Raw genomic sequence first — 23,568 nt, 5'->3', positions numbered from 1 at the left:
CTTCGACAGGACGTCAGAGCCTCTACGCCCGTAGACGAAGGTCGTAGAGGGACGAACGTAAGCCTCCTGGACGGGCTTGCCAAGACCATCGTCGTCAACCCGCGGAGACGATCGCGTTTCACACTCCTGTGGGTGAGTCGCGCGGCGTCCGGCCCAGCGCGGACCGCGTCGGCGGCACGGGCGGACCACGGGACCGGGCGCGGGCGGACCGCGCGGCCGCTCCCCTGACCGGACATCTCACGCAGGCGCGGCACCCCGCACGGGCGGCTCAGGCGGTGAACCCGGCGACCCTGAGCGCGTGCACCAGATCCCACCGGCGCTCCTCGGAAACGGCGCGAGCGGCCTCCAACAGCAGCGGGACAAGGGCCCGCGGGTCCGGGGCCGCTCCCCTGACCGGACATCTCACGCAGGCGCGGCACCCCGCACGGGCGGCTCAGGCGGTGAACCCGGCGACCCTGAGCGCGTGCACCAGATCCCACCGACGCTCCTCGGAAACGGCACGCGCGGCCTCCAACAGCAGCGGGACAAGGGCCCGCGGGTCCGGGGCCGCGCTGCGGGCTGCCTCCTCCGGGGTGCGGACCCGGACGTAGGCGTCGAGCAGGGCGCGGGCCTCCCGCCGCCGGTCCTCCCCGACCAGGGCGAGGACGGCCTGCCCGATCTCGGCGGCCGGACGGGCGACGCCCTGCCGCAGGATCTGCTCGCCGTCGTCGGCGCGCCCCACCGCGGCCAGCGCGTCGGCCGCGGCGACGAGCCGGTCGGGCGGCAGGGAGGCCGCCTCCCAGAGCAGGGTCGTCCAGTCGGCCGCGAGGCCGGTGCGCTGCAACTCCGCCGCGAGCAGCGGGATGCGGGCGGCCGGCCAGCCGGCCAGCTCCACCAGCAGGGCGTGCGCCTCGCCGCTGCGTCCCTCGGCGCGCAGCCGCAGCAGCCGCTCCACCGCCTCGACGGTCTCCCGCCGCGCGGCCGCGTCCAGCGGCTCGCGCCGCGGCTCGGCGTCGCGCTCCACGCGTTCGACGCGCTCGGCACGTCCGGCGGCTCCGGCGAAGCGGGCGCCGCGCAGCGTGCGGCGGGCGGGTACGGCGGGCGCGGTCGCCGCCGGTTCCGCGGCGGGCGGAACGGCCAGGGGGGTCACGTCGTCGTCCGCCAGACCGGCGAACCGGGCACTGCCCCGACGCCGCTTGCGCTGCCTGAGCACGGGGTCCGGCGCGGCGGCGTCATGGGCGACGGAGGGCGAGCCGCCGTCACCGGCCCGAGGCCGCACCGTCATGCCATCTGCACCGGTCCCGGGACGAGCACCGGCCCCGGCATCGGCATCGGCGCGCTGAGGATCGTCGTCGAACCCCTCCCGGGCGTCATGGCCGGACGGGGTGTCGTGGGCGTCCGGGGCGGCGTGACCGGAGGGGGTCTCACGGGCGGCCGGTCGGACGGGATGGGGTGACGGCGGGGGGACAGCGGGGAGGCGGTCCAGGGCCGCCATGCGGTGGCGCAGCTCGGCGCAGCGGGCGGTGGCGCGGTCGTGGTCGTCGCGGGCCCAGGCGAGGTCGAGGCGGACGGCGTCGGCCTGCTCGTGGGTGGCCGCGGAGGCGAGACGGCGGCCGAGGCCGGCGAGCCGGTCGGAGGCGTAGCGCTGCTCGCGGAGCATGACGTCGAGCCGGTCCCCGAGGGCGTCGCGGCCGCCGGGACGGGCGTCGTGGGCGGCGAGCGCGCCGGCGTGCAGGAGCCACAGCCGTCGCGTCTCCTGCTCGGCGACCGGGGAACCGTATGCGGCCGCGACATCCTGGAGGAGAGCCTCCACCACGTCCCAGGGCGGCACCTCACGTCCGTCCAGGCAGGCCCGCATGCCGTCCGGGTCGCGCTGCCAGAACACCGCGCACCAGCCGGCGCCCTGGTCCAGGCGTGCCAGCACTCCGTTCAGGTGGTTCACGAACTCCCGCACCCGGCCCGGGAGTTGATGCACAGTCATCGCTGGACTCCCGCCCCGACCGGAACACTCCGCTTCGTAGCGAACACCAGTTGTGTTACAGCGGGGCTACGGGGAGTTTTCGAAGCGGACGCGACCCGGTCACCGCGGGTCCCCGAGCCGGGCGAGACCGCGGGGATCCCGGCGTCAGACGGGGGCGAGCGCGCACAGCCCCGCCAGCTCGTCCATGGACAGGCCGAGCACACGGGCCAGGGCGGCGACCGTGAAGAAGGCCGGGGTCGGCGCCCGTCCGGTCTCGATCTTGCGGAGGGTCTCGGCGGAGATGCCCGCGCTCGCCGCGATCTCGGTCATGCTCCGGCCGCCGCGCGCCTCGCGCAGCAGCCGTCCGAGCCGCTCGCCGCGTTCGCGCTCTTCGGGGGTCAAGGGGGTGCGCACCATGACACCATTCTAATACCGGTATAGTAATTGGAATGGTAGAGCTGAAGACGGACACATCGATCGACGCCATGTACGAGGCGGGCCAGGTCGTGGCGCGAGCCCTGACGGCCGTGCGCGAAGCCGCCGACGTGGGCGTGTCCCTGCTGGAGCTGGACGAGGTGGCGCACGACGTGCTGCGGGAGGCGGGGGCGTCGTCGCCCTTCCTCGGCTACCGCCCGTCCTTCGCGCCCACGCCCTTCCCCGCGGTGATCTGCGCCTCCGTGAACGACGCGATCGTGCACGGCGTCCCCACCCGCCACCGGCTGCGCGACGGCGACCTGGTGTCGATCGACTGCGGCGCCGAGCTGGACGGCTGGGTGGGCGACTCCGCGATCAGCTTCACCGTGGGCCGGGCCCGCCCGCAGGACGTCCGGCTCGTCGAGACCGCCGAGCGCGCGCTCGCCGCCGGAATCGGGGCGGCCCTCGTCGGCAACCGCGTGGGCGACATCGCGCACGCGATCGGCACGGTCTGCCGGGGCGCCGGGTACGGGATCATGGACGACTTCGGGGGCCACGGCGTGGGCCGCCGCATGCACGAGGACCCGGCGATCCCGAACGAGGGCCGGCCCGGCCGGGGCCTGCCGCTGCGCCACGGCATGGTCATCGCCATCGAGCCGATGCTGATCGCCGGCGGCGGCGACGACTACCACGTCGCTCCCGACGGCTGGACCCTGCGCACCAACGACGGCTCCAGAGCGGCCCACACGGAACACACGGTGGCCATCACGGACAACGGCCCCCGCGTGCTCACCCAGCGGGGCTGAGACCACCGGGAACGCCCCCGGCACGCGGGCCCCACCGCCACGCCGACGACAGGCGCTCGCGTCGCCCCCGGCACGCGGCAACCCCCGCCCCGCGGGAACCACGGCACCGCGCACGCCACGGGCTGTCGCGTCACCCCCCGGGCACGGGGCCGCCCCCACCACGCGCGACACCACCGCACGTGGGCCGCCCCCGCCACCGCCAGGTGGGGCGCCACAGGTGGTCACGGCATCCCAGGGGCACGGGGCGACCCTCGCGGGACACCACCCCCGCGGCGGGACGCCACCGGCGCTCGCGTCGCCCCGGAGGCATGGGACACCCGGCCGGGCACGGGACACCTGGCCCGGCGCGGGGCGTCGCGGGGCGCCGTGGCTGGTCGCCCGCCGGGCCTGACGTTCGCGGGTGTTCCTGCGCGTGCCCGCGGTCGGCGGGCGTGCGAAGGTGGGTGTGTCCGCCCCAGCCGAGGGCACCCGGCAGCGCAGCGCATCGCACGTCCATGGAACGGAACGCCATGACCAACGGCTTCGACGCCCCGGAGGGCTACGGCGACTACGGAGACCCCTACGGCGAGTTCCTGGCCCGCTTCTTCGGCGGGCCGCGCCCCGGCCCCCGTCAGATCAACATAGGCCGGCTCCTCAGCCAGCCGGCGAGAGACCTCGTCCGCGGCGCGGCCCAGTACGCCGCCGAGCACGGCAGCAGGGACCTGGACACCGAGCACCTGCTGCGCGCGGCCCTCACGGCGGAGCCGACCCGCAGCCTGCTCAGCCGGGCCGGCGCCGACCCCGACTCGCTGGCGACGGAGATCGACGAGCGCTCGGGCCCGGCCCGGCACCCGCCCGGCGAGGCTCCCGCGCCGACCTCCCTGGCGCTCACCCCGGCCGCCAAACGCGCCCTGCTGGACGCGCACGACCTCGCCCGTTCCCGGGGCGCGGGGCACATCGGCCCCGAGCACGTGCTCAGCGCGCTGGCCGCGAACCCCGACTCGGCGGCCGGGCACATCCTCAACGCGGCCCGGTTCGCCTCCACGGGCATGCCGCCCGAACCCCCGGAAGCCCCGGCGGGGGCCCGTGCCGCGGACCGGCAGCAGGCGACCGGCACGCCCACCCTGGACAAGTACGGGCGCGACCTCACCGAACTGGCCGCCCGGGGCCGGATAGACCCGGTGATCGGCCGCGACGACGAGATCGAGCAGACCATCGAGGTCCTCTCCCGGCGCGGCAAGAACAACCCGGTGCTGATCGGCGACGCGGGCGTCGGCAAGACCGCCGTCGTGGAGGGACTGGCCCAGCGGATCGCGGAAGGGGACGTGCCCGACGTCCTCCAGGCCCGGCGGGTGGTCGCCCTGGACCTCACCGGCGTGGTCGCCGGCACCCGCTTCCGGGGCGACTTCGAGGAGCGGCTGAACACCATCGTCGACGAGATCCGCGCCCACTCCGACCGGCTGATCGTCTTCATCGACGAGCTGCACACGGTCGTCGGCGCGGGCGGGGGCGGCGAGAGCGGCTCGATGGACGCCGGCAACATCCTCAAGCCGGCGCTGGCCCGCGGCGAACTGCACATCGTGGGCGCGACGACGCTGGAGGAGTACCGGCGCATCGAGAAGGACGCGGCGCTCGCCCGGCGGTTCCAGCCGATCCTCGTGCCGGAGCCGTCGGTCGCGGACGCCCTGGAGATCCTGCGCGGGCTGCGCGACCGCTACGAGGCCCACCACCAGGTCCGCTACACCGACGGCGCGCTCGACGCGGCGGTGGGGCTGTCGGACCGCTATCTCACCGACCGCCGCCTGCCCGACAAGGCGATCGACCTGATCGACCAGGCGGGCGCCCGGGTCCGGCTCGGCGCCCGCACCAAGGGCACCGACGTGCGGGCCATGGAGCGCGAGGTCGAGCAGCTCGTCCGGGACAAGGACCAGGCGGTCGCGGACGAGCAGTACGAGGAGGCCACCCGGCTGCGCGACCGCGTCGCGGAGCTGAAGGAGCGCATCGCGCGGGCGGGCGACGAGGTCACGGTGGACGAGGGCCGGGACCTGGAGGTCACCGCGGAGGCGATCGCGGAGGTCGTGTCCCGGCAGACCGGCATCCCCGTCGCGAGCCTGACCCAGGAGGAGAAGGACCGGCTGCTCGGTCTGGAGGAGCACCTGCACGAGCGGGTGGTCGGCCAGGAGGAGGCCGTACGGGTCGTCGCGGACGCGGTGCTGCGCTCGCGCGCCGGGCTCGCCAGTCCGGACCGGCCGATCGGCAGCTTCCTGTTCCTCGGCCCGACCGGCGTCGGCAAGACGGAACTGGCCCGCGCGCTCGCCGAGGCCCTGTTCGGCAGCGAGGAGCGCATGGTCCGCCTCGACATGAGCGAGTACCAGGAACGGCACACCGTCAGCCGTCTGGTGGGCGCCCCGCCCGGCTACGTCGGCCACGAGGAGGCGGGGCAGCTCACCGAGGTCGTCCGCCGCCACCCGTACTCGCTGCTCCTGCTGGACGAGGTGGAGAAGGCCCACCCGGACGTCTTCAACATCCTGTTGCAGGTCCTCGACGACGGCCGGCTCACCGACTCCCAGGGCCGCACGGTGGACTTCACCAACACGGTCATCGTGATGACGAGCAACCTGGGCTCGGAGGCGATCACCCGGCGCGGCTCGGGCATCGGCTTCGGCCCCGGCGGCGCGGACGCCGACGAGGAGGCCCGGCGCGAGCGGATCCTGCGGCCGCTGCGCGAGCACTTCCGGCCGGAGTTCCTCAACCGGATCGACGAGATCGTCGTGTTCCGTCAGCTGACGACCGATCAACTGCGGCGGATCACCGACCTGTTGCTGGAGAAGACGCGCCGACTGGTGCGGGCGCAGGGCCTCACGGCCGACTTCACCGCGGCGGCCGTCGACTGGCTCGCCGAGCGCGGCTACCAACCCGAGTACGGGGCACGGCCGTTGCGCCGCACGATCCAGCGCGAGGTCGACAACCGGCTCTCCCGGCTGCTGCTGGACGGCCGGGTCGCGGAGGGTGACCGGATCACGGTGGACGTCGAGGACGGGCGGCTCGCGTTCCGCACGCGGCCGCCCGTCCCCACCGCCGAACTCTGAGCGCTACCGCGCCGGGCGGACCACCTGGGCCGAACCGCCGCCGCGCCGTACGGTCTCGGCCGCGGCCAGCCACTCGCCGTTCGGCAGCCGCTGCACGCCCGTCGCCGCGCCGATCTCGGGGTTGAGCTTGAAGGAGTGTCCGAGGGCCTCCAGGCGCGCCCGAAGACCGGTGGGGCTGGTGTCGTCGTAGAGGGCGGGCTCCAGTTCCGTCTGGGCCGCGTTGCGCTGGCTCGCGCGCGGCGCGGCGATCGCGTCGACGAGCGGCAGGCCGCGGTCGAGGAACTCGGTGAGGGTCTGCAGCACGGTGGTGATGATGGTCGCGCCGCCGGGCGAGCCGAGCGCGACGACGGGCCTGTCGTGGCGGTCGAGCACGATGGTCGGCGAGATCGACGAGCGCGGCCGCTTGCCCGGGCCGGGCAGGTTCGGGTCGTGGACGGCCGGGCTGGCCGGGGCGAAGGAGAAGTCCGTCAGTTCGTTGTTGAGCAGGAAGCCGCGGCCGGGCACGGTGATGCCGCTGCCGCCGGTCTGCTCGATGGTCAGGGTGTAGGAGACGACGTCGCCCCACTTGTCGGCGACGGTGAGGTGCGTGGTGTTCTCGCCCTCGTAGGTCGTGGGCGCCGCGGTGCCGCCGGCGCCGCAGGCGGCCGGGTGGCGCGGGTCGCCGGGCGCGAGCGGGCTGGTGAGCACGGCGTCGTCCTTGATGAGGCAGGCGCGCGAGTCGGCGTACCTCTGCGACAGCAGCTGCCGGGTGGGGACGTCCTCGAAGGCGGGGTCGCCGACCCAGCGCCCGCGGTCGGCGAACGCGATGCGGCTGGCCTCGATGTAGCGGTGCAGGTACCGCGTCTCGCTCGCCTTCGCCAGGTTCGTGCGCTCCAGGATGTTGAGCGCCTCGCCGACCGTGGTGCCGCCCGAGGACGAGGGCGCGATGGAGTAGACGCCGAGGCCGCGGTACGAGGTCTTCGTGGGCGCCTGGAGCTTGGCGCGGTAGGCGGCGAGGTCCTTGGCGGACAGTTCGCCGGGCCGGGCGTTCCAGCCCGAAGCCGGGTCCACGGGCGGGTGGTTCACCGTGGCGACGATGTCCCTGCCGAGGTCGCCGCGGTAGATCGCGTCGACGCCCCTGGCGCCCAGCTCCTTGTAGGTGCGGGCGAGGTCGGGGTTCTTGAAGGTGGAGCCGACGACGGGCAGCCGGCCGCCGGGCAGGAACAGCTTCGCCGTGTCCGGGAAGGCACGGAAGCGGGTCTCGTTGGCGGCGGTCTGGGAGCGGAAGGTGTCGTCGACGGTGAAGCCGTCGCGGGCGAGGCGCTCGGCGGGCCGCAGGACGGCGCCGAGCCGTCGGCTGCCCCACTTGCCCAGTGCCGTCGCCCAGGTGGCGGGCGTTCCCGGGGTGCCGACGCCGAGGCCGCTGGTGACGGCGTCCGCGAAGGCGAGCGGCTTGCCGTTCTCCAGGAAGAGGCCGGAGTCCGCGGTCAGCGGGGCGGTCTCGCGGCCGTCGATGGTGTGCACGGTACGGGACTTGGCGTCGTAGTAGACGAAGTAGCCGCCTCCGCCGACGCCGGAGGAGTAGGGCTCGGTGACGCCGAGGGCCGCGGCGGTGGCGACGGCCGCGTCGACGGCGTTGCCGCCCTTCCTCAGCACCTCGATGCCGGCGGCCGTGGCGTCCGCGTCGACGCTGGCCACGGCGCCGCCGTAGCCGACGGCGACCGGCGTCTTCGCGACCGCCGTCCGCTGTGCGGCGGGTGGCGCGGCGCTGGGCGGCGCCGCGGCCCCCACGGCGACGACGGCGGCCGAGACCGCCAGGACCGACAGTTTCCGCGGGACAGGGCGACGCATCCGTACCTCCAGTCCGAACCGTCCGCGCAGCGTAACCACATTCGGGGGGCCCCGACAGACACCTTCAAGGCACTGTCATACGACTGCCACACCTCGAACACGGGTACGCCTCGGGCCGGTGGGCCCGCTAGCATGCGCGCCCATGAACGACGACGTGCGCAACATCGTCCTGGGCGTCATAGCGGCGGCCGTCAGCGCCGCGCTCGGCTGGGTGGCGCGGACCTGTCTGTGGAGGCGCAGACTTCGGCGCAAGCAGGCGTTCTTCGGGCTGCCGGACAACTCGGAGTCGCTGCTCGTGGTGAACCGGGAGGCGGGCGGCGCCGAGCTGTCGGTGATGCGCAACGACGTGTTCGCCCTGCTGGAGCTGTCCGCGCTCATCAAGGACTGCAACGCCCACGCCCAGGTCGTCGGTCACGACACGGCCCGTCAGGGCTTCGGGGACCGCACGGAGTTCTGTGTCGGCGGGCCGTCCTCGAACCGCCGTATGGCGGCGCACCTCTCCTCCCTGCTGCCGGGCGTCCGGGTGAACGCCGACGCCGAGCCCGGCCCGGACCGCGGCGCGTTCCGGATCGGCGGGGAGGACTACCGGATCGATCCTGGCGTCACCGAGTACGTGCTGCTGGCCCGGCTGACGGTGGGTCAGCGCCGCGGGGAGCGGCCGGTGTTCCTGTTCTGCGGGCAGCGCGCGATCACCAACCAGGCGGCCACCCGCTACCTCGCCCGCCACCACGAGCGACTGGCGCGCAAGTACGGCGACGGCTCCTTCGTCCTGCTGCTGAAGGTCGTCAACTCTCAGGCGTACGGCCCCGACGTCGTCGAGCTGGTCGACGACGTGACGCGTGCGGCCCGGACCCCGCTGCCTGCGACGACAATCGTTACTCCCACGTAACTTACCGACGGGTTACCCGTGGTCGCCCCTGCGGTTACCGTCGGGTCACTTTGTGACGCGGGAAGTTGAGGAGTTAATCGTGGGACAGCACCGCAGGGCTCTGCGCACGACCGCCGCGGGCGCCGTCTCCGCCTCCCTGATCGCCGGCGGGGTCCTGGGCCTGGCGCCCGCGGCCCACGCCGCCGGGAACGGCGTGCGCTACGTCGACATCGCCGGGGACGGCGGGACCGTCCTCAAGGCCAACGTCGTCACCCCGGCCGGGGCCGACGGAACCCGCCGCTACCCGCTCGTCGTGCTGCCGACGAGCTGGGGCTTCCCGCAGGTCGAATACCTGGCGCAGGCACAGCGGCTCGCCGACGCGGGCTATGTGGTGCTCAGTTACAACGTGCGGGGCTTCTGGCAGTCCGGCGGGGAGATCGACGTGGCGGGCCCGCACGACGTGGCCGACGCCTCCAAGGTCGTCGACTGGGCCCTCGCCCACACCCCCGCCGACGCCCGGCACATCGGAATGGCGGGCGTCTCCTACGGCGCCGGGATCAGCCTCCTGGCGGCCGCCCACGACCCGCGCGTGCGGGCCGTCGCCTCGCTCAGCGGCTGGGGCGACCTCATCGACTCGATCTACTCGGGCAGCACCCAGCACCTCCAGGCCGCCGCCGTCCTCGACACGGCCGGCACGGCGACCGGGCGGGAGAGCGCCGAGTCGCGGGCCGTCCTCTCCGCCTTCCGCTCCGGCGACCTGACGAAGGAGAAGGACCTGATCGCCTGGGGGAAGAAACGTTCCCCCGCGACCTATGCAGACCGGCTCAACCGCAGCGGCACGGCGGTGCTGCTCGCCGGCGCCTGGGGCGACAGCATCTTCCCGCCCCTCCAGTCCGCCGCCTTCTACGAGCAGCTGACCGGCCCGAAGCGGCTGGAGTTCCGCCCGGGCGACCACGCGACCGCCGAGATCACCGGACTCTTCGGACTGCCCAACGACGTGTGGACGGACACCGAGCGCTGGTTCGACCACTACCTCAAGGGCGAGGACAACGGCGTCGACCGTGAGGCGCCCGTGCGCCTCAAGTCCCGTACCGGAGGCGGGTACGAGGGGTACCCGGACTGGAAGTCGGTGAGCGCGACGCGCGGCAAGATCGCCCTCGCCGGCGCCGCCACCGTCCACACGAACGTCGACTCCGGCGCGGACGGCGGGACGGTGTTCCTCTCCGGCATCCTCGACCAGTTCGCCAAGCTGCCGCCGGTCGCCGCGATCCCGCTGCTCCCCCGCCGCTGGGCGGCGGTGTGGCAGTCGCCGAAGTACGCCACGGTCCAGCGCGTCCGGGGAGCGGCGACGTTGCACACCACCGTCACCCCGACCGAGGAGAGCGGCACCCTCGTCGCCTATCTGTACGACGTGGGGCCGCTCGGCCTCGGCAAGCTGGTCGACCACGCGCCGTACACCTTCCACGGACGCACGCCCGGCAAGGCGTTCGGTCTCGACCTGGAGATGCTCTCCACGGCCTACGACGTCCCGGCGGGGCACCGGCTCGCCCTGGTCGTCGACACGGTGGACCCGCTCTACATGGAGCACAACCCCTCCGGCGCGCGGCTGACCTTCTCCTCGCCGGCGAGCGACCCGTCGTACGTGTCGGTCCCGCTGCGCGAGCAGTGATCTCCGGCCGCTGCCGGGGCGGACGCGCCCCGCGGCTGCCGCCGTCCGGGTTCAGTGCTTGAGGATCTTGGACAGGAAGTCCTTGGCGCGGTCGCTGCGCGGGTCGGTGAAGAACTCCTCGGGCGTGCGGTCCTCGACGATGCGGCCGTCGGCCATGAAGAGCACCCGGTTGGCGGCGGAGCGCGCGAAGCCCATCTCGTGGGTGACGACGACCATGGTCATGCCGTCGCGGGCCAGTTGCCGCATCACCTCCAGCACCTCGTTGATCATCTCGGGGTCGAGGGCGGAGGTGGGCTCGTCGAAGAGGAGCGCCTTGGGGTCCATGGCGAGGGCGCGGGCGATGGCCACGCGCTGCTGCTGGCCTCCGGAGAGCTGCGCGGGGTACTTGTCGGCCTGGTCGGCGAGACCCACCCGGTCGAGCAGTTCGCGCGAGCGCCGGTCGGCCTCGTCCTTCTTGCGCCGGCGGACCTTCACCTGCCCGAGCGAGATGTTCTGCAAAACCGTCTTGTGGGCGAAGAGGTTGAACGACTGGAAGACCATGCCGACCTCGGAACGCAGCCTCGCCAGGCCTTTGCCCTCCTCGGGCAGCGGTTGCCCGTCGAGGGTGATCGTGCCGGACGCGATCGGCTCCAGCCGGTTGATCGCACGGCACAGCGTCGACTTGCCCGACCCCGACGGGCCGATCACCACGACCACCTCCCCCCTGCCGACCGTGAGGGAGACGTCCTGCAGAACATGCAGCTCCCCGAAGTACTTGTTGACGTCACGCAGCTCGATCAGCGGATCGACGGCCATGCGCAGCCCTACTCACTCTCAGCTGTGTCGTGGTCGCCGCAAACTATCCACATAAGGACAGGGTGAAGAAGCGACACGCATTTTGCGGGCATTAGCCGTATTTACGGCAGTGTCGGAAGCCGGCCCGGACCCGCGTCAGTGTTCGGCCACCTCGGCGTACAGCTGGGACAGTTCCGGGGTCCCGGTCGCCGCCCACTCGAACCCCGCCGCGACGACGTCGATCTCCCGCCCGGACGTCAGCCGGACGACCGCCTCCCCGCCGGGCCTGATCACCCATGCGGCGCCGGGCACCGTGCGCACCACGACGGTCCCCAGATAGAGCCCCGCGTCATGGCCGAACCACGGCAGGTTCTCCTCGTCCTCCCGCCAGCGCGGCGGGAGCTGGTCCAGCGCCTCCAGCGAGTCGGCGCTGTCGTCGAGTCCGACCCCCTCCCGGGCCGCGTGGGAGCGCAACACCTCGCATTCGGAGAGGAGTTCGGCGATCCCCTCGGGGTCCTCGGCCAGCACCGCCGCCCGGCGCTCCTTGCTCTTGTTGCCCAGGAAAGGGATGTTCATAAGCCCAGAGTGACACCGGCCCGGGCAGCCGCACCACAGGCGCGCGGGCGCGGGCCGGCCCGCTCCACGGCCCGCCACGAGGGCGGCCGGGCCGCCGGGCCGCGGAACACGGGGTCGCGCGGCGGTACGGGGAGCCGGGGTCACCGGGCCGCCGGAAGGCCGCCGTCGACTCAGACGTCCAGGTCGACCACGACCGGGGCGTGGTCCGAGGCGCCCTTGCCCTTGCGCTCCTCACGGTCCACGTAGGCGTCCTCGACCGCCTTCGCGAACGGCTCGTTGCCGTACACCAGGTCGATCCGCATACCGCGGTTCTTGGGGAAGCACAGCTGGCGGTAGTCCCAGTAGGTGAACGGATGGTCGTACTTCAGGGGGCGCGGGACGACGTCGGACAGGCCGGCCTCCCGCAGGGACGCCAGCGCCGCCCGCTCGGCCGGCGTGACATGGGTGGCGCCCTCGAAGGCCGCCACGTCGTGGACGTCGTCGTCGGTCGGGGCCACGTTGTAGTCGCCCAGGACCGCGAACGGGCGGCTGCCCGCCGCGTCCCCCGCGACCGCGGCCCTGAGCGCCTCGAACCACTGGAGCTTGTAGGCGTAGTGCGGGTGCCCGACCTCGCGGCCGTTGGGCACGTACACCGACCAGACGCGCACCGGACCGCAGGTCGCCGAGATCGCCCGGGGCTCCGGCGCCCCGTCGAAACCGGGATCGCCGGGCAGCCCCTTGACGACGTCCTCGACACCCACCCGGGAGATCACCGCCACGCCGTTCCACCGGCCCGTGGCGTGCACCGCGGCCTCGTAGCCCAGCTCACGCAGCTGATCACGCGGGAACTGCGCCTCGGCGACCTTGGCCTCCTGGAGGCACAGCACATCGGTGCCGCTGCTCTCCAGCCAGGCCAGGAGCCTCGGCAGGCGGGCGGTGATCGAGTTCACGTTCCAGGTCGCGATGCGCATGCCTCACAACCTACCGGGAGCCACCGACACTCACAGGGCCGTGCTCTCCCCCGGCGCCAGCCGCAGGTGCTGCGCGCCGCCGAGGGCTCCGATCTGGTTGTCGTAGATCGGACGGGCGAGGTCGGTGAGGAGGGCGTCGTGGATGTCGTAGGCGCGCTGCGGCTTCACCTCGCGCACGTAGTCGATGACCTCGGAGATCTTGCTCCAGGGGGCCATCACCGGCAGCATCAGCGTCTCCACGGGCCGGTCGGGGACCGTCAGCGCGTCACCCGGGTGGAAGACGCGGCCGCCGTCGACGAGGTAGCCGACGTTGGTCAGGCGCGGGATGTCCGGGTGGATCACGGCGTGCAGTTCGCCGTGGACCTGCACGTCGAACCCCGCCGCGGTGAACGTGTCGCCGTGGCCGACGGTGTGCACTCGGCCGGGGAAGGCGGCGGAGAGCTTCTCCGCGACGGACCTCAGCGTCCAGACCTCGACGGCCGGGTCCGCCTCCAGGACCGTCCGCAGCCTCTTCTCGTCGAAGTGGTCGAGGTGCTCGTGCGTGACCAGGATCGCCTCGGCGCCGAGGGTCGCGTCCTGCTCGCTGAAGGCGCCCGGATCGAGGACGAGGGTGCGGCCGTCCTTCTCGAGACGGACACAGGCGTGCGACATCTTGGTGAGCTTCATGCATCCATCCTGCACCCGGGCCGCGACCGCCCCTCACTCGGTGGGCGTCGTCTCCTCGCGGACGACCTGCTGCGCGACCCGGAACGCGCTGTTCGCCGCGGGCACCCCGCAGTACACGGCCGCCTGGAGCAGGATCTCCTTGATCTCGTCCGGGGTGAGGCCGTTGCGCAGGGCCGCCCGCGTGTGGGAGGCGAGGTCCTCCAGATGACCGCCCGCGACCAGCGCGGTGAGCGTGACGCAGGAACGCGAGCGCCGGTCGAGGCCGGGCCGGTCCCAGATCTCGCCCCAGGCGTAGCGGGTGACGAACTCCTGGAAGTCGCCCGAGAAGTCGTCGGCCCCGGCGAGCGCGCGCTCGACGTGGGCGTCGCCGAGGACCTCGCGGCGCACCTTCAGACCCGCGTCGTAGGGGTCCGGGCGGCCCGGGGCCCCCGACGGCCGCGGGTCCGGGGCCGGCGCGATCTCCGCGATGGCGAACGGCTGCGGGGGCTGCTGCACCTGCTGGGACTGCTGCGGCGGGTTCGGCAGCACCCGGACGGGGATGCCGGGGATCGCCGTCTGCCCGGTGCCGGAGTCGTAGGCGGGCTGCCAGGCGGTGGAGAAGTGCCGGACCAGCAGGTCGGTGACGGCCGCGGGCTGCTCCACCGGGACCAGGTGCGAGGCCCCGGGCACGACGGCGAGGCGGGCGTCCGGGATGCCGGCCACCAGGGTGCGCGCCTCGGCGGGCCCGGTGACCTGGTCGTCGGAGCCGACCAGGACCAGGGTCGGGGCCCCGACGAGACCGATCTCCGCCCGCACGTCGAACGCGGCCAGCGCCTCGCAGGCCGCGATGTAGCAGCCGGGGTCGGTGGTGCGCACCATCTGCACGGCCCACTCGGTGATCGCGGGCTGCGCGGCCGCGAAGCCGCTGGTGAACCAGCGGTCGGGCGAGGTGCGGGCGATGGGGTCGAGGCCGTTGGTGCGCACGATCACGCCGCGCTGACGGAACTCGTCGGCCGTGCCGAACCGCGGCGAGGCGGCGATCAGCGCGAGGGAGGCGACGCGTTCGGGATGGCGCAGGGCCAGCTCCACGCCGACCGCGCCGCCGAACGCGCAGCCCGCGTAGCCGAAGCGCTGCACCCCGAGCCCGTCGAGCGTGGCGAGCAGCCGCGCTGCGAGGTCGGCGACGGAACCCGCCGGGTAGGCCGGCGCGCCGCCGTGCCCCGGCAGATCGAACCGGAACACCCGCCACTGCTGGGCCAGTTCGGGAACCTGGCGGTCCCACATGTGCCAGGTGGTGCCCAGCGAGGGACCCAGGATCAGGACGGGAGCGTCTTCTGGCCCGTCGAAGCGGTATTGCAGGGTGTTCGGTGGTGTCTCGCTCACCCGTCCGAGCCTCTCATCTGTCACGACATCCCCTATGAGCGGGGTCCTGGCTACAACTGTTTGACCAGGTGGAAGACCTCCCGAGCAGCGTAGCGTTTGGGGCAGCGGACGATGTCACGCCGGTGAACACGATGGGGTGCACGACGGGGTGGGGCGCGCCGTCGGCCTGACGGTCGCCGCCGCGGTTGAGGCGACGGTGCTGCCGGCGTCCCGAGGAACGCTCGACAGGACCGGCCCCGCGCAGGGCGGCGAAGGACGTCTCACTGTCCAGGCGTTCCGGGTCGTCCCCCACCGTGATCAGCAAAGCGACCGCCGTGTCGGACCGACCCCCTGGTCGAACTCGCCATACTCGATCCCCTCCCAGTCCTATGACGTGTACCTCGAACCCGGGACAGCACCCGCTCATCCTCCCGCCCCTCACATCACCCCCACCCGGAAACACCGAGCACGCTCAGTCCCAGCCGTTGACACATCCTGGATGCGACTCCGACCGATCGTTGTACGGCACAGAAGCCGACATCTTTGAACATCCGGACACATTGCGCTCGGACCGGGGGCTCCCTCCGGTCTGTCGGACGAGTGGTCCGACCGAAGCAGTAACAGTGGGACGGCACTCGGTCACCGGCCCTCGGTCAGTCCGTAGGTGCGCAGGGCGGTTCCGGTGAAGACCTCTCGGCGTTCGACAGGATGGAGTGCTGCCGTCAACTCCTGTGCGGCAGCGGCTACTTCGGCGTAGGTGGCGGCCAGCCGGCAGACGGGCCAGTCGGAGCCGAACATCAGCCGGCGCGGTCCGAAGGCATCCAGCACGGTGTCCGCGTACGGCCGGAGGTCGTCGACCCTCCACTGGCCCCGGTCGGCCTCGGTCACCATGCCGGAGAGCTTGCAGACGGTGTTGGGCAGTGAGGCCAGCAGGCGCACCGCGTCCGCCCATGGCCGTAGCTCGCGCGAGGCGACGGGGGGTTTGCCCGCGTGATCGAGTACGAAGGTGAGGCCGGGAAGCAGTCGGGCGGTCTCGTGGGCGGCCGCGAGCTGATGGGGCCTGACGACCAGGTCGTACACGAGTCCTGCCTCGGCCACCGCGGCGAGTCCACGCAGCACGTCCGGCCGCACCAGCCAGCGGGGATCGGGCTCGGCCTGCACCTGGTGGCGGATGCCTACCAGGCGCTCGCCACCCGGCCCCTGCCGCAGCGCCGCGAGCGCGCAAGTGACATCCGGGGAGGTCAGGTCGGTCCAGCCCACGACGCCGGCCACCAGGTCGCTGTCCTGGGCCAAGGCCAGGAACTCGGGCGTTTCCTCCGGTACGTCGACCGTCTGGACGAGGACCGTCGCGGTGACGCCGACCGCCCGGGCGTCCGCCTCCAGGTCGGCGAGCGTGAAGTCGCGCCGCAGCGGGGCGAGTTCCGGTCCGGTGATCCAGTCCTGGTCGCGGACGGAGAGGTCCCACACGTGGTGGTGTGCGTCGATGACGCCCTCAGCCGTGTTCGCCTCCAGGTTCATGGCGGTCACCCCCACGACTCCTTGACTCGACCTTCGGCCGATCGGCTTCTTCGACCGGTGCGGCGGCGGGGACGGGAACGTGCGGCGGCAGCAGCCCCTCGGCGCGCAGTGCGTCCCAGAGCTCGGCCGGTACCGTCCGCCGCAGCTGATCCACCGTGTCCCGGACCTCCTCGGCGGAGCGCGCTCCGGACAGTACGCTCGCGACCGCCGGATGGCCGAGCGGGAAGCGCAGAGCGGCTGCGCGCAGCGGTACGCCGTGGCGTTCGGTGACCGCCTTCATGCGCAGAGCCCGGTCGAGTACGTGAAGTGGGGCGGGCGCGTAGTCGTACATGGCCCCGGGCTCGGGGTGGGTGAGCAGACCCGAGTTGAACACCCCGCCGACGATGACACTCCTGCCGCGGGCGGCGGCCTCCGGCAGTACCTCCGCGAGCCCCTCCTGCTCCAGCAGGGTGTAGCGGCCGGCTAGCAGCACCACGTCGATGTCGGTCTCGCGCAGGAAGCGGGCGGGGAGCGCGCACTGGTTCACTCCGATGCCGATCGCCTTGACGACGCCTTCGTCGCGCAGCCGTTCCAGTGCCGGGTAGGCCTCGGTGAGGGCCTGCTCGGCGTGGTGGTCCGGGTCGTGCAGCAGGGCGATGTCCACCCGGTCCAGGTCGAGGCGGTCCAGGCTCGCTTCCAGCGAGCGCAGGACTCCGTCGGAGCTGAAGTCCCGGACTCGCCGGTGACTGGCCGGCACGGCGAAGCCCTGGGCGAGGTCGTCGCCGCGGCCACCGTCCGGGGTGGGTTCGAGCAGCCGCCCGACCTTGGTGGAGACGGTGTACGCGTCGCGGTCGCGGTGGCGCAGCGCGGTGCCCAGGCGTCGCTCGGACAGCCCGAGTCCGTAGTGCGGGGCGGTGTCGAAGGTGCGTACGCCCGCGTCCCAGGCCGCCTCCACCGCGGCTGACGCGGCCTCGTCGGTGACCGGGCGGAAGAGGTTGCCGATGGCGGCGGCCCCGAACGACAGCTCGGTGACCCTGACGTCGGTGGCGCCCAGCGTGGTCGTTCTCATGAGCCGGCCGCCGGGCGCAGCCGGAGCCCCTGCATGCCACCGTCGACGGCGAGGGTCAACCTGCTCAAGGGGGCCCGGTCGGCACCGTCCGAGGCGAGGAAGGCGCCGTCGATGTCGGAGGTCACGGAGGACAGATCCAGCAGTCGGCCCTCCTCGGTGCGGACGGCGGGCCGCTCCTCGGCGGGCGCGCCGACTCGTGGAAGTCTCACTGGACGTCTCCTTGGCGTGGGTGGTTGTCAGGCACCTGTCGCCGATGGGGTCAGATGCCAGATCTCCGTCAGGTCCGACCAGCTGCCCCCGGTGCCGGTATCGGCCCAGGGCTTCTGGCAGGGCCCGGTGAGCTTCCACCAGGCTTGGGTGGCCGTGTCGGCGCCGATTGCGGCCATGTCGGCCTCGAAGTCGTCGCCGTGGTACTCGAAGTAGCCGAACAGCGTGTCCTCGCGCAGAAAGATGCTGTAGTTGCGGATGTTCGCGGCCCGCAGCGCGGCCTCGACGCCCGGCCAGACGGCGGCGTGCAGACGCAGATACGCGTCACGGTGCTCGGGCCGCAGGCGGATCGTCTGGGCAACGCGTTTCATCGGGGTCCTTCCGGTGAGGGTGGGCGGCGTCGCCGATACGGCGGCGTAGCCACTACGGCGCGGCGCCGAGGGTGCGGCTGCCGCCTCACTCCTTTGTCGCGCCGGCGAGCATGCCGGCCACGAGAGCGCGTTGGGAGAAGAGGAACACGATCAGGACCGGGACGATGGTCACCAGGGTGGCCAGGGCCAGTTCGGGTCGCATGATCTGGTTTCCCGTGCCGCTGGAGGTGTTGAACAGCGGCGAGGCGGCGAGCAGGTTGTTCAGCCCCACCTGCGCCGGATACCGGGAGCTGTCGGGCAGCATCACGAACGGCAGGAAGAAGTTGTTCCAGTTGGCGACGAAGTTGAAGAAGCCGACCAGGGCGATCACGGGCTTGGCCAGTGGCATCGCGACGAGACGGAAGACCTGCCACTCCGAGCAGCCGTCGATGCGCGCCGCGGACAGCAGGTCGGAGGGGACGTTGGAGGAGAAGTAGATGTAGGTGAGGTAGACCCCGAACGGGAAGAAGGAGAACGGCAGGATCACCGACCAGATCGTGCCGTCCAGGTGCACGGCGTTCATCCCCAGGTACAGGGGCAGCACCATCGCGGCCGTCGGCATGAGCATCACGAGCATGGTGATGGTCAGCAGCATCCGTCGCCCGATGAACTGGGTGAGGGCCAGCGCGTACCCGGCGGGGACCGATGTCACGAGGGTGAGGGCCAGTGCGCCGAAGGTGTAGAGCGCCGAGTTCTTCAGCCAGGTGAGGATGGCGCCTTCCTGGAAGGCGTAGAGGTGGTGCCAGGCGTCGGCGATCGCCGTGAGGGAGCCGAAGGAGAACGGGTTGTCCCGCACGATCTGGCCGTCGGTCTTGGTCGTGGCCAGCAGGAGCCACACCACCGGTACACAGAAGAACAGCGCGGCCAGGCCCATGACGATCAGCCAGGCCAGCCGGGCGGCCAGTGAGCTCGGTCGGCGCTTGCGGCGCATGGACTTCCTCGGGCTGGAGTGGGCGCCGGCGGTACGGTGCGGCGAGGTCCCGCGGGCTGTGGTCGTGGGAGCCGTGGTCATCCTTCGTCCCTCTCGAACAGGCCGGTACGGAAGACGACGAGCGCCGCGCCGGCGAGGCCCAGGATGAGGAGGTCGACGGAGAGCGCCGCCGCGCCGTTGAAGTCGCCCGCCTGGAAGGCGTACTGGTAGGAGAGCTGGTTCGGTGACCAGCTGTCGGGGATCATGCCCCAGCTGGCGAGGGAGACCAGTTGCGGCTCGACGAAGAGCTGGGTGCCGGCCGCGAAGGCCAGGATCAGCATGTACGCGATCCACTTGGTGATCATCGGGATCTGGATGCGCAGGGCGATCTGGAGCGTACTGGCGCCGTCGATGCGGGCGGCCTCCAGGATTTCGTCGGGGATGCCGTTGAGCGCGCCGTACATGACCACGATCCAGCCGCCGGCCCCGGTCCAGAAGGCGATGACGGTGAAGAGCACCGGCAGGTGCCCTGGGGCGTTGACCTGGGCGAGGGTGTTCCAGCCGAAGCCCTTCAGCAGCCAGCCGACGGGACTGGCGGCCGGGTCGAGGAGGATCAGGAAGAGCAGTACGCTCGCCACCCCGGCGAGGGCGCCCGGCAGGTAGAACAGGAACCTCAGGGTCGTGGAGGTCCTGCGCATGCGGCCGTGCAGCATCAGGGAGAGCAGCACCACCAGGATCATCAGGCCGGCCAGCCAGAACACCAGGTACAGGCCGATGTGGAGGAAGGCCGGTCCGAAGCGGTAGTCACTGAACGTCCGGGTGAAGTTGCCGATCCCGACGAGCTGGTTGCGGGAGTTGGACAGCGCCAGCCACACCGCGTAGCCGGTGGGCAGGACGCCGAAGGCGAGAAGGAGGAGGACGTAGCCGGAGACGAAGACGTAGCCGGCGCGTCCGACCGGGTTGCGGGCCGAGCGGCCGCGTCGGCGGCCCCCGGGCTCCGTTGCGGGGTGGGTGGTCATCGGTCCGCTTCGCTAGTTGACGGTGTAGCCGAGGGACTCGGCCTTGTTGGTGATGGCCGTCTGCCAGGTGTCCAGGGTGTCGGTGAGGGTCTTGCCGGAGTTCAGGGCGGGAACCACCGTGGAGGAGTAGATGGCTTCCTGGCTGTACTGGGTGGCGGACCAGCCGGGCCAGATCAGTTCCGCGGATTCCTTGAAGACGGGGCTGACGTCCTCGGCGAAGTAGCCGGTCTTCTTCTGGTTGGCGAGCCAGGTGACCGCGGCCTTCTTGTACGCGGGGTAGGTGCCCGCGGTGCCCTGGTAGGCGTCGGAGGTTGTCATCCAGGTGACCAGGTCGGCGGACGCCTTGAGGTTCTTGCTGTGGGAGGAGACGAACCACAGTCCGCCGCCGACGTTGCCGGTGTAGTTCTTCGCGTCACCCTCGAACTTCAGCGGGGAGGCGGCGGCGATCTGTCCTTCGGGGATCTTGAAGGTGGAGTTGAAGAGCACCTGGCCGAACCAGGAGGGGCCGGGGAGCATCAGGACCTTGCTCGCCTGGTCCTTGACGAAGCCGGCGCTGAAGACGGTGTCCTTGGAGACCGAGCCCTTGGCGATCAGGGTGTCGAGCAGCGTGGCCATCCGGGTGCACTTGGCGTCCTTCAGGTCCACCTTCACCTTCTTGGCGCCGGTGGTGGTGCCGGCCGTGCACTGGCTCGCCCAGAAGTACACCTCGGGGCTCCAGGCGTCCCCGGCGGTGCCGACCAGATAGCCGGGGTGCTCCTTGGCGACCTTCTCGCCGAGTGCCTGGTACTCCTCCCAGGTGGTCGGGACCTCGTACCCGAACTTGTCCATCAGGGACTTGTTGTACCAGAGCACGTTCTGGGCCAGGTCGTTGCGCAGGCAGTAGATGTTGCCGTTGAAGGTGCAGGGATTCAGCGCGCCGTCCGCGAAGCCCCCCAGCGTGGACGGGGAGATCACGTCCTTGTTGACGGGCGCGGCATACGGGGACCTGCCCTGCGACGCCCAGGTGCCGTCGTTGACGTTGGCGCTGAAGGCGACATCGGGCCAGCCGCTGCCGGTGCGATCGAACAGCTGCACCTTGGTCTGGAGGTCGTTGGCGCCGTTGGCGTCTCCGCTGTACGTGACGATCTTTATTTTCACGTCCGGGTGGGCCTTCTGGTACGCCTGCACTCCGGGGACACGGGTGGCGTCCGCCCAGACCGTGATCTCACTGCCCTGCTGCTGATCCACGGGCGTGAAGGCCGCCGGGGAAGATGTCGAGGGGGGTGTGGGGTCCGCGCTGCCGCAGGCGGCGAGCGCGAGCAGGGAGGCGGCGCCCAGGACGGCGACGGCCGTGTGCCTGAGCCGGCGGCGGGAGGAAACCGGAACGTCGTCGTTCATGTCTGACCTCAGATCTGGGGAAATGGCGCACAGCGGGAGAGGTGCCGCGTTCGGGTGTTCGAGACAGGCCGTCGGGCCTGGGGCTCCGGCCGTCAGGCCCGGGGCGGGGTGACGGTGTCCTCGTCGACAAATCCCTGAAGGGCGGCAGGGTAGTCCAGACCCGCCGGAAGGGCGACGCCCGGACCGGTGGGGGCATGAACCAGGCCGCGGGCGTCGATGCCGCTCTCGCGGCTGATGGGGTTGCCCATGACCAGCGACTCGTAGTAGGTGGTGTTCGAGATGGCCATGCACAGGTGCCGGTTGGGGATCTCCGGCCCGTGCACCTCGGCGCGCAGTCGGTAGGCGTCGGCGAGGTGGGCGGTGCGCATGGCGCCGGTGAAGCCGCCTCGCAGTTGTGTGGAGGCGCGGACTCCGAAGGTGGCGGCGCCGGCCTGGATGAAGTCGGCCGAGTTCATGTGCGCTCCGTCGGAGGTCTCGGCCACGAGGAGCGGAACGGCCACCGCGTCGGCGAGGCGCTTGTACGCGGTGACGCTGAACTCCCTCATCGGCTCCTCGTACCAGAGGTAGCCGGCGCCTGAGAGAGCGTGCCCGAGATAGACCGCGTCGGGGAGGTCGAAGCCGGCCGACCCGTCGAACATCAGCGGGACGTCGTCCCCCACATGCTCGCGCAACGCCACCGACAGGCGGGCGTCGCGGCGGGCGTCACCCCAGGCGTGGAGCTTGATGGCGGGGTAGCCGAGCTCCAGTGCCTGGTCGGCGATGTCCAGGTACTCCTCGACCGAGGAATAGGTGACGGTGGAGGCGTAGGCGGGTATCGAGGTGCGGTATCCGCCGAGCATCTGCCAGGTGGGCCGGTCGGCGAGCCGTCCGGCCAGGTCCCACAGCGCGGTGTCGACCAGCCCCAGCAGATAGAGCGGGAGTTCCTCCGTGCGGTCAAGCTCCCACATGCGATGCCAGAGCCATTCCCGTTGCAGGGGATCCTGCCCCACCAGCTCCTTGCGCAGGACGCGGTCCAGCAGGTCCGCCAGGATGACGCCGCTGCCGCGCCGGGGGGACATCGCCACTCCCTCCACCCCTTCGTCCGTGCAGATGCGCAGCACCGCGGCCTCGCCCTCGGACGGGCTGCCCAGGAGTCCGTCCCGCCAGACGAAGGCGGGACTGGCTCCCGGCACCCGGACCGGATGGCACTCGACTTCGGCAATGCGCACGGCTTGCACCCCTTGTGGCGGGAAGTACTGCTGCGAAATTTTCGTGTAACGTAAGTCGTCATACGAATGCTGTCAAGGAGTCCCGCGCAGTAGACTCGCCGTCATCGCACATCAGCAAGGGGGACTTGGATGGCCAAGGAGAGCGCCGACAGGGCGGGAGAGCCTCCCGTTCTCAAGCCCTGGCCCAAGCGTCCGGCCCGACTGGCGCAGGCCGTCATGGAGAGCCTGACCGACACGATCGTGTCGGGCGTCATTCCGCCGGGATCGACCCTGCCGGTGGAACCCGAGCTCTGCGAGACATTCGGCGTCAGCCGGATCACCGTCCGCGAGGCGGTCAAGTCCCTGGAGGCCAAGGGGCTGGTCCAGGCCCGGCAGGGCTACGGCACCACCGTCACCGCACCCGAGGAATGGAACCTCCTCGACCCTGTCGTGCTCGCCGCGACCGTCCAGCACGACGACCAGCTCGTCATCCTCGACCAGTTGGTCGACATCCGGTCGACGCTGGAGGCCCAGATGACAGCCCAGGCCGCGGAGCTGGCCACCGACGACGACCTGAGAGCCGTCGAGCAGTTGCTCGCCCGACTCGACGAGGAGACCGCCGTCCCGGCACGCTTCATCGAGACCGATGTGGCCTTCCACGACCGGATCCTTCAGGCATCCCACAACAGACTCGGCCGTTCCATCATCCGGACCCTCCACGGCCAGGCGCGCACGACCTTCCTGTACAACGGCACGCCGGACGCGACCGCATGCGAGCAGGCCAACGAGGAGCACCGCGCGGTCGCCGAGCGGCTACTGGCCCGGGACGCCGACGGGGCCGCGCGGGCCATGGCGGCACACATCCAAACCGCCTGGAGCCGCCGCCGCCTGCCGAACGTCGGCTCGCCCGTCTCCTAGAGCACCCGCACCGAACGCGCCCCCGAGCCGACGGCGGGTTCTATTGATCCCCGCAACACCCTGGAGTTCAGGG

Annotated in this window: 20 protein-coding genes and 2 pseudogenes; 5 read left to right on the top strand and 17 right to left on the bottom strand. The window is 71.9% G+C overall.

Annotated features, from left to right (window positions below; all coding sequences use genetic code 11):
- Positions 1 to 433 precede the first annotated feature (433 nt).
- Positions 434 to 1,960, bottom strand: coding sequence for a hypothetical protein (locus tag OG802_RS28705; RefSeq protein WP_329415064.1), 1,527 nt, complete (start codon positions 1,958 to 1,960; stop codon positions 434 to 436).
- 144 nt (positions 1,961 to 2,104) lie between these two features.
- Positions 2,105 to 2,356 (bottom strand): helix-turn-helix domain-containing protein, encoded by a 252-nt coding sequence (locus tag OG802_RS28700; protein WP_079658656.1) that lies wholly within the window; start codon positions 2,354 to 2,356, stop codon positions 2,105 to 2,107.
- A 32-nt stretch (positions 2,357 to 2,388) separates the two neighbouring features.
- Between OG802_RS28700 and map the strand changes: the two genes are divergently transcribed.
- Together map and OG802_RS28690 are read left to right on the top strand one after the other, a co-directional pair.
- A complete protein-coding gene (gene map, locus OG802_RS28695; protein WP_329415059.1) occupies positions 2,389 to 3,159 on the top strand; it encodes a type I methionyl aminopeptidase in 771 nt (256 codons plus the stop codon).
- Between the two features lie 509 nt (positions 3,160 to 3,668).
- Complete coding sequence (locus tag OG802_RS28690) at positions 3,669 to 6,227, top strand: ATP-dependent Clp protease ATP-binding subunit (protein ID WP_329417471.1); 2,559 nt, start codon at positions 3,669 to 3,671, stop codon at positions 6,225 to 6,227.
- 3 nt (positions 6,228 to 6,230) lie between these two features.
- Here OG802_RS28690 and ggt read toward each other — a convergent pair whose 3' ends face one another.
- Positions 6,231 to 8,057 carry a gamma-glutamyltransferase gene (gene ggt, locus OG802_RS28685; RefSeq protein WP_329415057.1) on the bottom strand — a complete coding sequence of 609 codons (1,827 nt, stop codon included), beginning with the start codon at positions 8,055 to 8,057 and terminating at the stop codon, positions 6,231 to 6,233.
- A gap of 142 nt (positions 8,058 to 8,199) precedes the next feature.
- Between ggt and OG802_RS28680 the strand changes: the two genes are divergently transcribed.
- On the top strand, positions 8,200 to 8,946 hold the full coding sequence (locus OG802_RS28680) for a hypothetical protein (protein WP_329415055.1): 747 nt from the start codon (positions 8,200 to 8,202) through the stop codon (positions 8,944 to 8,946).
- Between the two features lie 79 nt (positions 8,947 to 9,025).
- On the top strand, positions 9,026 to 10,594 hold the full coding sequence (locus tag OG802_RS28675; RefSeq protein WP_329415053.1) for an alpha/beta fold hydrolase: 1,569 nt from the start codon (positions 9,026 to 9,028) through the stop codon (positions 10,592 to 10,594).
- Positions 10,595 to 10,645: 51 nt separating this feature from the next.
- Here OG802_RS28675 and OG802_RS28670 read toward each other — a convergent pair whose 3' ends face one another.
- The 14 genes and pseudogenes from OG802_RS28670 to OG802_RS28605 all read right to left on the bottom strand — a co-directional run bounded on the left by OG802_RS28670 (position 10,646) and on the right by OG802_RS28605 (position 22,598).
- Positions 10,646 to 11,389 carry an amino acid ABC transporter ATP-binding protein gene (locus tag OG802_RS28670; protein ID WP_329415051.1) on the bottom strand — a complete coding sequence of 248 codons (744 nt, stop codon included), beginning with the start codon at positions 11,387 to 11,389 and terminating at the stop codon, positions 10,646 to 10,648.
- A 135-nt stretch (positions 11,390 to 11,524) separates the two neighbouring features.
- A complete protein-coding gene (locus OG802_RS28665) occupies positions 11,525 to 11,944 on the bottom strand; it encodes a DUF6278 family protein (protein ID WP_329415049.1) in 420 nt (139 codons plus the stop codon).
- Positions 11,945 to 12,114: 170 nt separating this feature from the next.
- Positions 12,115 to 12,894 carry an exodeoxyribonuclease III gene (locus tag OG802_RS28660; protein ID WP_329415046.1) on the bottom strand — a complete coding sequence of 260 codons (780 nt, stop codon included), beginning with the start codon at positions 12,892 to 12,894 and terminating at the stop codon, positions 12,115 to 12,117.
- Positions 12,895 to 12,924: 30 nt separating this feature from the next.
- Complete coding sequence (locus OG802_RS28655) at positions 12,925 to 13,560, bottom strand: MBL fold metallo-hydrolase (RefSeq protein WP_329415045.1); 636 nt, start codon at positions 13,558 to 13,560, stop codon at positions 12,925 to 12,927.
- 33 nt (positions 13,561 to 13,593) lie between these two features.
- Positions 13,594 to 14,922 (bottom strand): bifunctional 3-oxoadipate enol-lactonase/4-carboxymuconolactone decarboxylase PcaDC, encoded by a 1,329-nt coding sequence (gene pcaDC, locus OG802_RS28650; protein ID WP_329415044.1) that lies wholly within the window; start codon positions 14,920 to 14,922, stop codon positions 13,594 to 13,596.
- Positions 14,923 to 15,075: 153 nt separating this feature from the next.
- A pseudogene (locus OG802_RS36015) lies at positions 15,076 to 15,241 on the bottom strand (transposase); the annotation flags it as partial.
- Between the two features lie 299 nt (positions 15,242 to 15,540).
- Entirely contained in the window at positions 15,541 to 16,419 is an 879-nt protein-coding gene (locus OG802_RS28640; RefSeq protein WP_329417469.1) for an amidohydrolase family protein, read from the bottom strand.
- Complete coding sequence (locus OG802_RS28635) at positions 16,394 to 17,467, bottom strand: aldo/keto reductase (protein WP_329415040.1); 1,074 nt, start codon at positions 17,465 to 17,467, stop codon at positions 16,394 to 16,396. The genes OG802_RS28640 and OG802_RS28635 overlap by 26 nt, the downstream gene beginning before the upstream one ends.
- A gap of 71 nt (positions 17,468 to 17,538) precedes the next feature.
- A pseudogene (locus tag OG802_RS28630) lies at positions 17,539 to 17,676 on the bottom strand (fumarylacetoacetate hydrolase family protein); the annotation flags it as partial.
- A 27-nt stretch (positions 17,677 to 17,703) separates the two neighbouring features.
- On the bottom strand, positions 17,704 to 18,045 hold the full coding sequence (locus OG802_RS28625; RefSeq protein WP_329415039.1) for an L-rhamnose mutarotase: 342 nt from the start codon (positions 18,043 to 18,045) through the stop codon (positions 17,704 to 17,706).
- Positions 18,046 to 18,130: 85 nt separating this feature from the next.
- Complete coding sequence (locus OG802_RS28620) at positions 18,131 to 19,015, bottom strand: carbohydrate ABC transporter permease (RefSeq protein WP_329417467.1); 885 nt, start codon at positions 19,013 to 19,015, stop codon at positions 18,131 to 18,133.
- 77 nt (positions 19,016 to 19,092) lie between these two features.
- Positions 19,093 to 20,013, bottom strand: coding sequence for a carbohydrate ABC transporter permease (locus tag OG802_RS28615; protein WP_329415037.1), 921 nt, complete (start codon positions 20,011 to 20,013; stop codon positions 19,093 to 19,095).
- 12 nt (positions 20,014 to 20,025) lie between these two features.
- Positions 20,026 to 21,390: an ABC transporter substrate-binding protein gene (locus OG802_RS28610; protein WP_329415036.1), complete on the bottom strand. Its 1,365-nt coding sequence runs from the start codon at positions 21,388 to 21,390 to the stop codon at positions 20,026 to 20,028.
- A gap of 92 nt (positions 21,391 to 21,482) precedes the next feature.
- Complete coding sequence (locus tag OG802_RS28605; protein ID WP_329415035.1) at positions 21,483 to 22,598, bottom strand: enolase C-terminal domain-like protein; 1,116 nt, start codon at positions 22,596 to 22,598, stop codon at positions 21,483 to 21,485.
- Positions 22,599 to 22,727: 129 nt separating this feature from the next.
- Here OG802_RS28605 and OG802_RS28600 point away from each other — a divergent pair, with 129 nt between their 5' ends.
- Positions 22,728 to 23,495, top strand: a complete 768-nt coding sequence (locus tag OG802_RS28600) for a FadR/GntR family transcriptional regulator (RefSeq protein WP_329415034.1) — start codon at positions 22,728 to 22,730, stop codon at positions 23,493 to 23,495.
- Positions 23,496 to 23,568: the final 73 nt, after the last annotated feature.

Source organism: Streptomyces sp. NBC_00704 (genome assembly GCF_036226605.1).
Taxonomy (GTDB): Bacteria; Actinomycetota; Actinomycetes; order Streptomycetales; family Streptomycetaceae; genus Streptomyces.
This window is presented reverse-complemented; position numbering and strand designations above follow the sequence as displayed.

Bases quoted from the DNA above. Each gene is read 5' to 3' on its own strand.
- OG802_RS28705 (WP_329415064.1), bottom strand. From the start codon at position 1,960: ATGACTGTGCATCAACTCCCGGGCCGGGTGCGGGAGTTCGTGAACCAC.
- OG802_RS28700 (WP_079658656.1), bottom strand. From the start codon at position 2,356: ATGGTGCGCACCCCCTTGACCCCCGAAGAGCGCGAACGCGGCGAGCGG.
- map (WP_329415059.1), top strand. From the start codon at position 2,389: ATGGTAGAGCTGAAGACGGACACATCGATCGACGCCATGTACGAGGCG.
- OG802_RS28690 (WP_329417471.1), top strand. From the start codon at position 3,669: ATGACCAACGGCTTCGACGCCCCGGAGGGCTACGGCGACTACGGAGAC.
- ggt (WP_329415057.1), bottom strand. From the start codon at position 8,057: ATGCGTCGCCCTGTCCCGCGGAAACTGTCGGTCCTGGCGGTCTCGGCC.
- OG802_RS28680 (WP_329415055.1), top strand. From the start codon at position 8,200: ATGAACGACGACGTGCGCAACATCGTCCTGGGCGTCATAGCGGCGGCC.
- OG802_RS28670 (WP_329415051.1), bottom strand. From the start codon at position 11,389: ATGGCCGTCGATCCGCTGATCGAGCTGCGTGACGTCAACAAGTACTTC.
- OG802_RS28665 (WP_329415049.1), bottom strand. From the start codon at position 11,944: ATGAACATCCCTTTCCTGGGCAACAAGAGCAAGGAGCGCCGGGCGGCG.
- OG802_RS28660 (WP_329415046.1), bottom strand. From the start codon at position 12,894: ATGCGCATCGCGACCTGGAACGTGAACTCGATCACCGCCCGCCTGCCG.
- OG802_RS28655 (WP_329415045.1), bottom strand. From the start codon at position 13,560: ATGAAGCTCACCAAGATGTCGCACGCCTGTGTCCGTCTCGAGAAGGAC.
- OG802_RS28640 (WP_329417469.1), bottom strand. From the start codon at position 16,419: ATGAACCTGGAGGCGAACACGGCTGAGGGCGTCATCGACGCACACCAC.
- OG802_RS28635 (WP_329415040.1), bottom strand. From the start codon at position 17,467: ATGAGAACGACCACGCTGGGCGCCACCGACGTCAGGGTCACCGAGCTG.
- OG802_RS28625 (WP_329415039.1), bottom strand. From the start codon at position 18,045: ATGAAACGCGTTGCCCAGACGATCCGCCTGCGGCCCGAGCACCGTGAC.
- OG802_RS28620 (WP_329417467.1), bottom strand. From the start codon at position 19,015: ATGCGCCGCAAGCGCCGACCGAGCTCACTGGCCGCCCGGCTGGCCTGG.
- OG802_RS28615 (WP_329415037.1), bottom strand. From the start codon at position 20,013: ATGACCACCCACCCCGCAACGGAGCCCGGGGGCCGCCGACGCGGCCGC.
- OG802_RS28610 (WP_329415036.1), bottom strand. From the start codon at position 21,390: ATGAACGACGACGTTCCGGTTTCCTCCCGCCGCCGGCTCAGGCACACG.
- OG802_RS28600 (WP_329415034.1), top strand. From the start codon at position 22,728: ATGGCCAAGGAGAGCGCCGACAGGGCGGGAGAGCCTCCCGTTCTCAAG.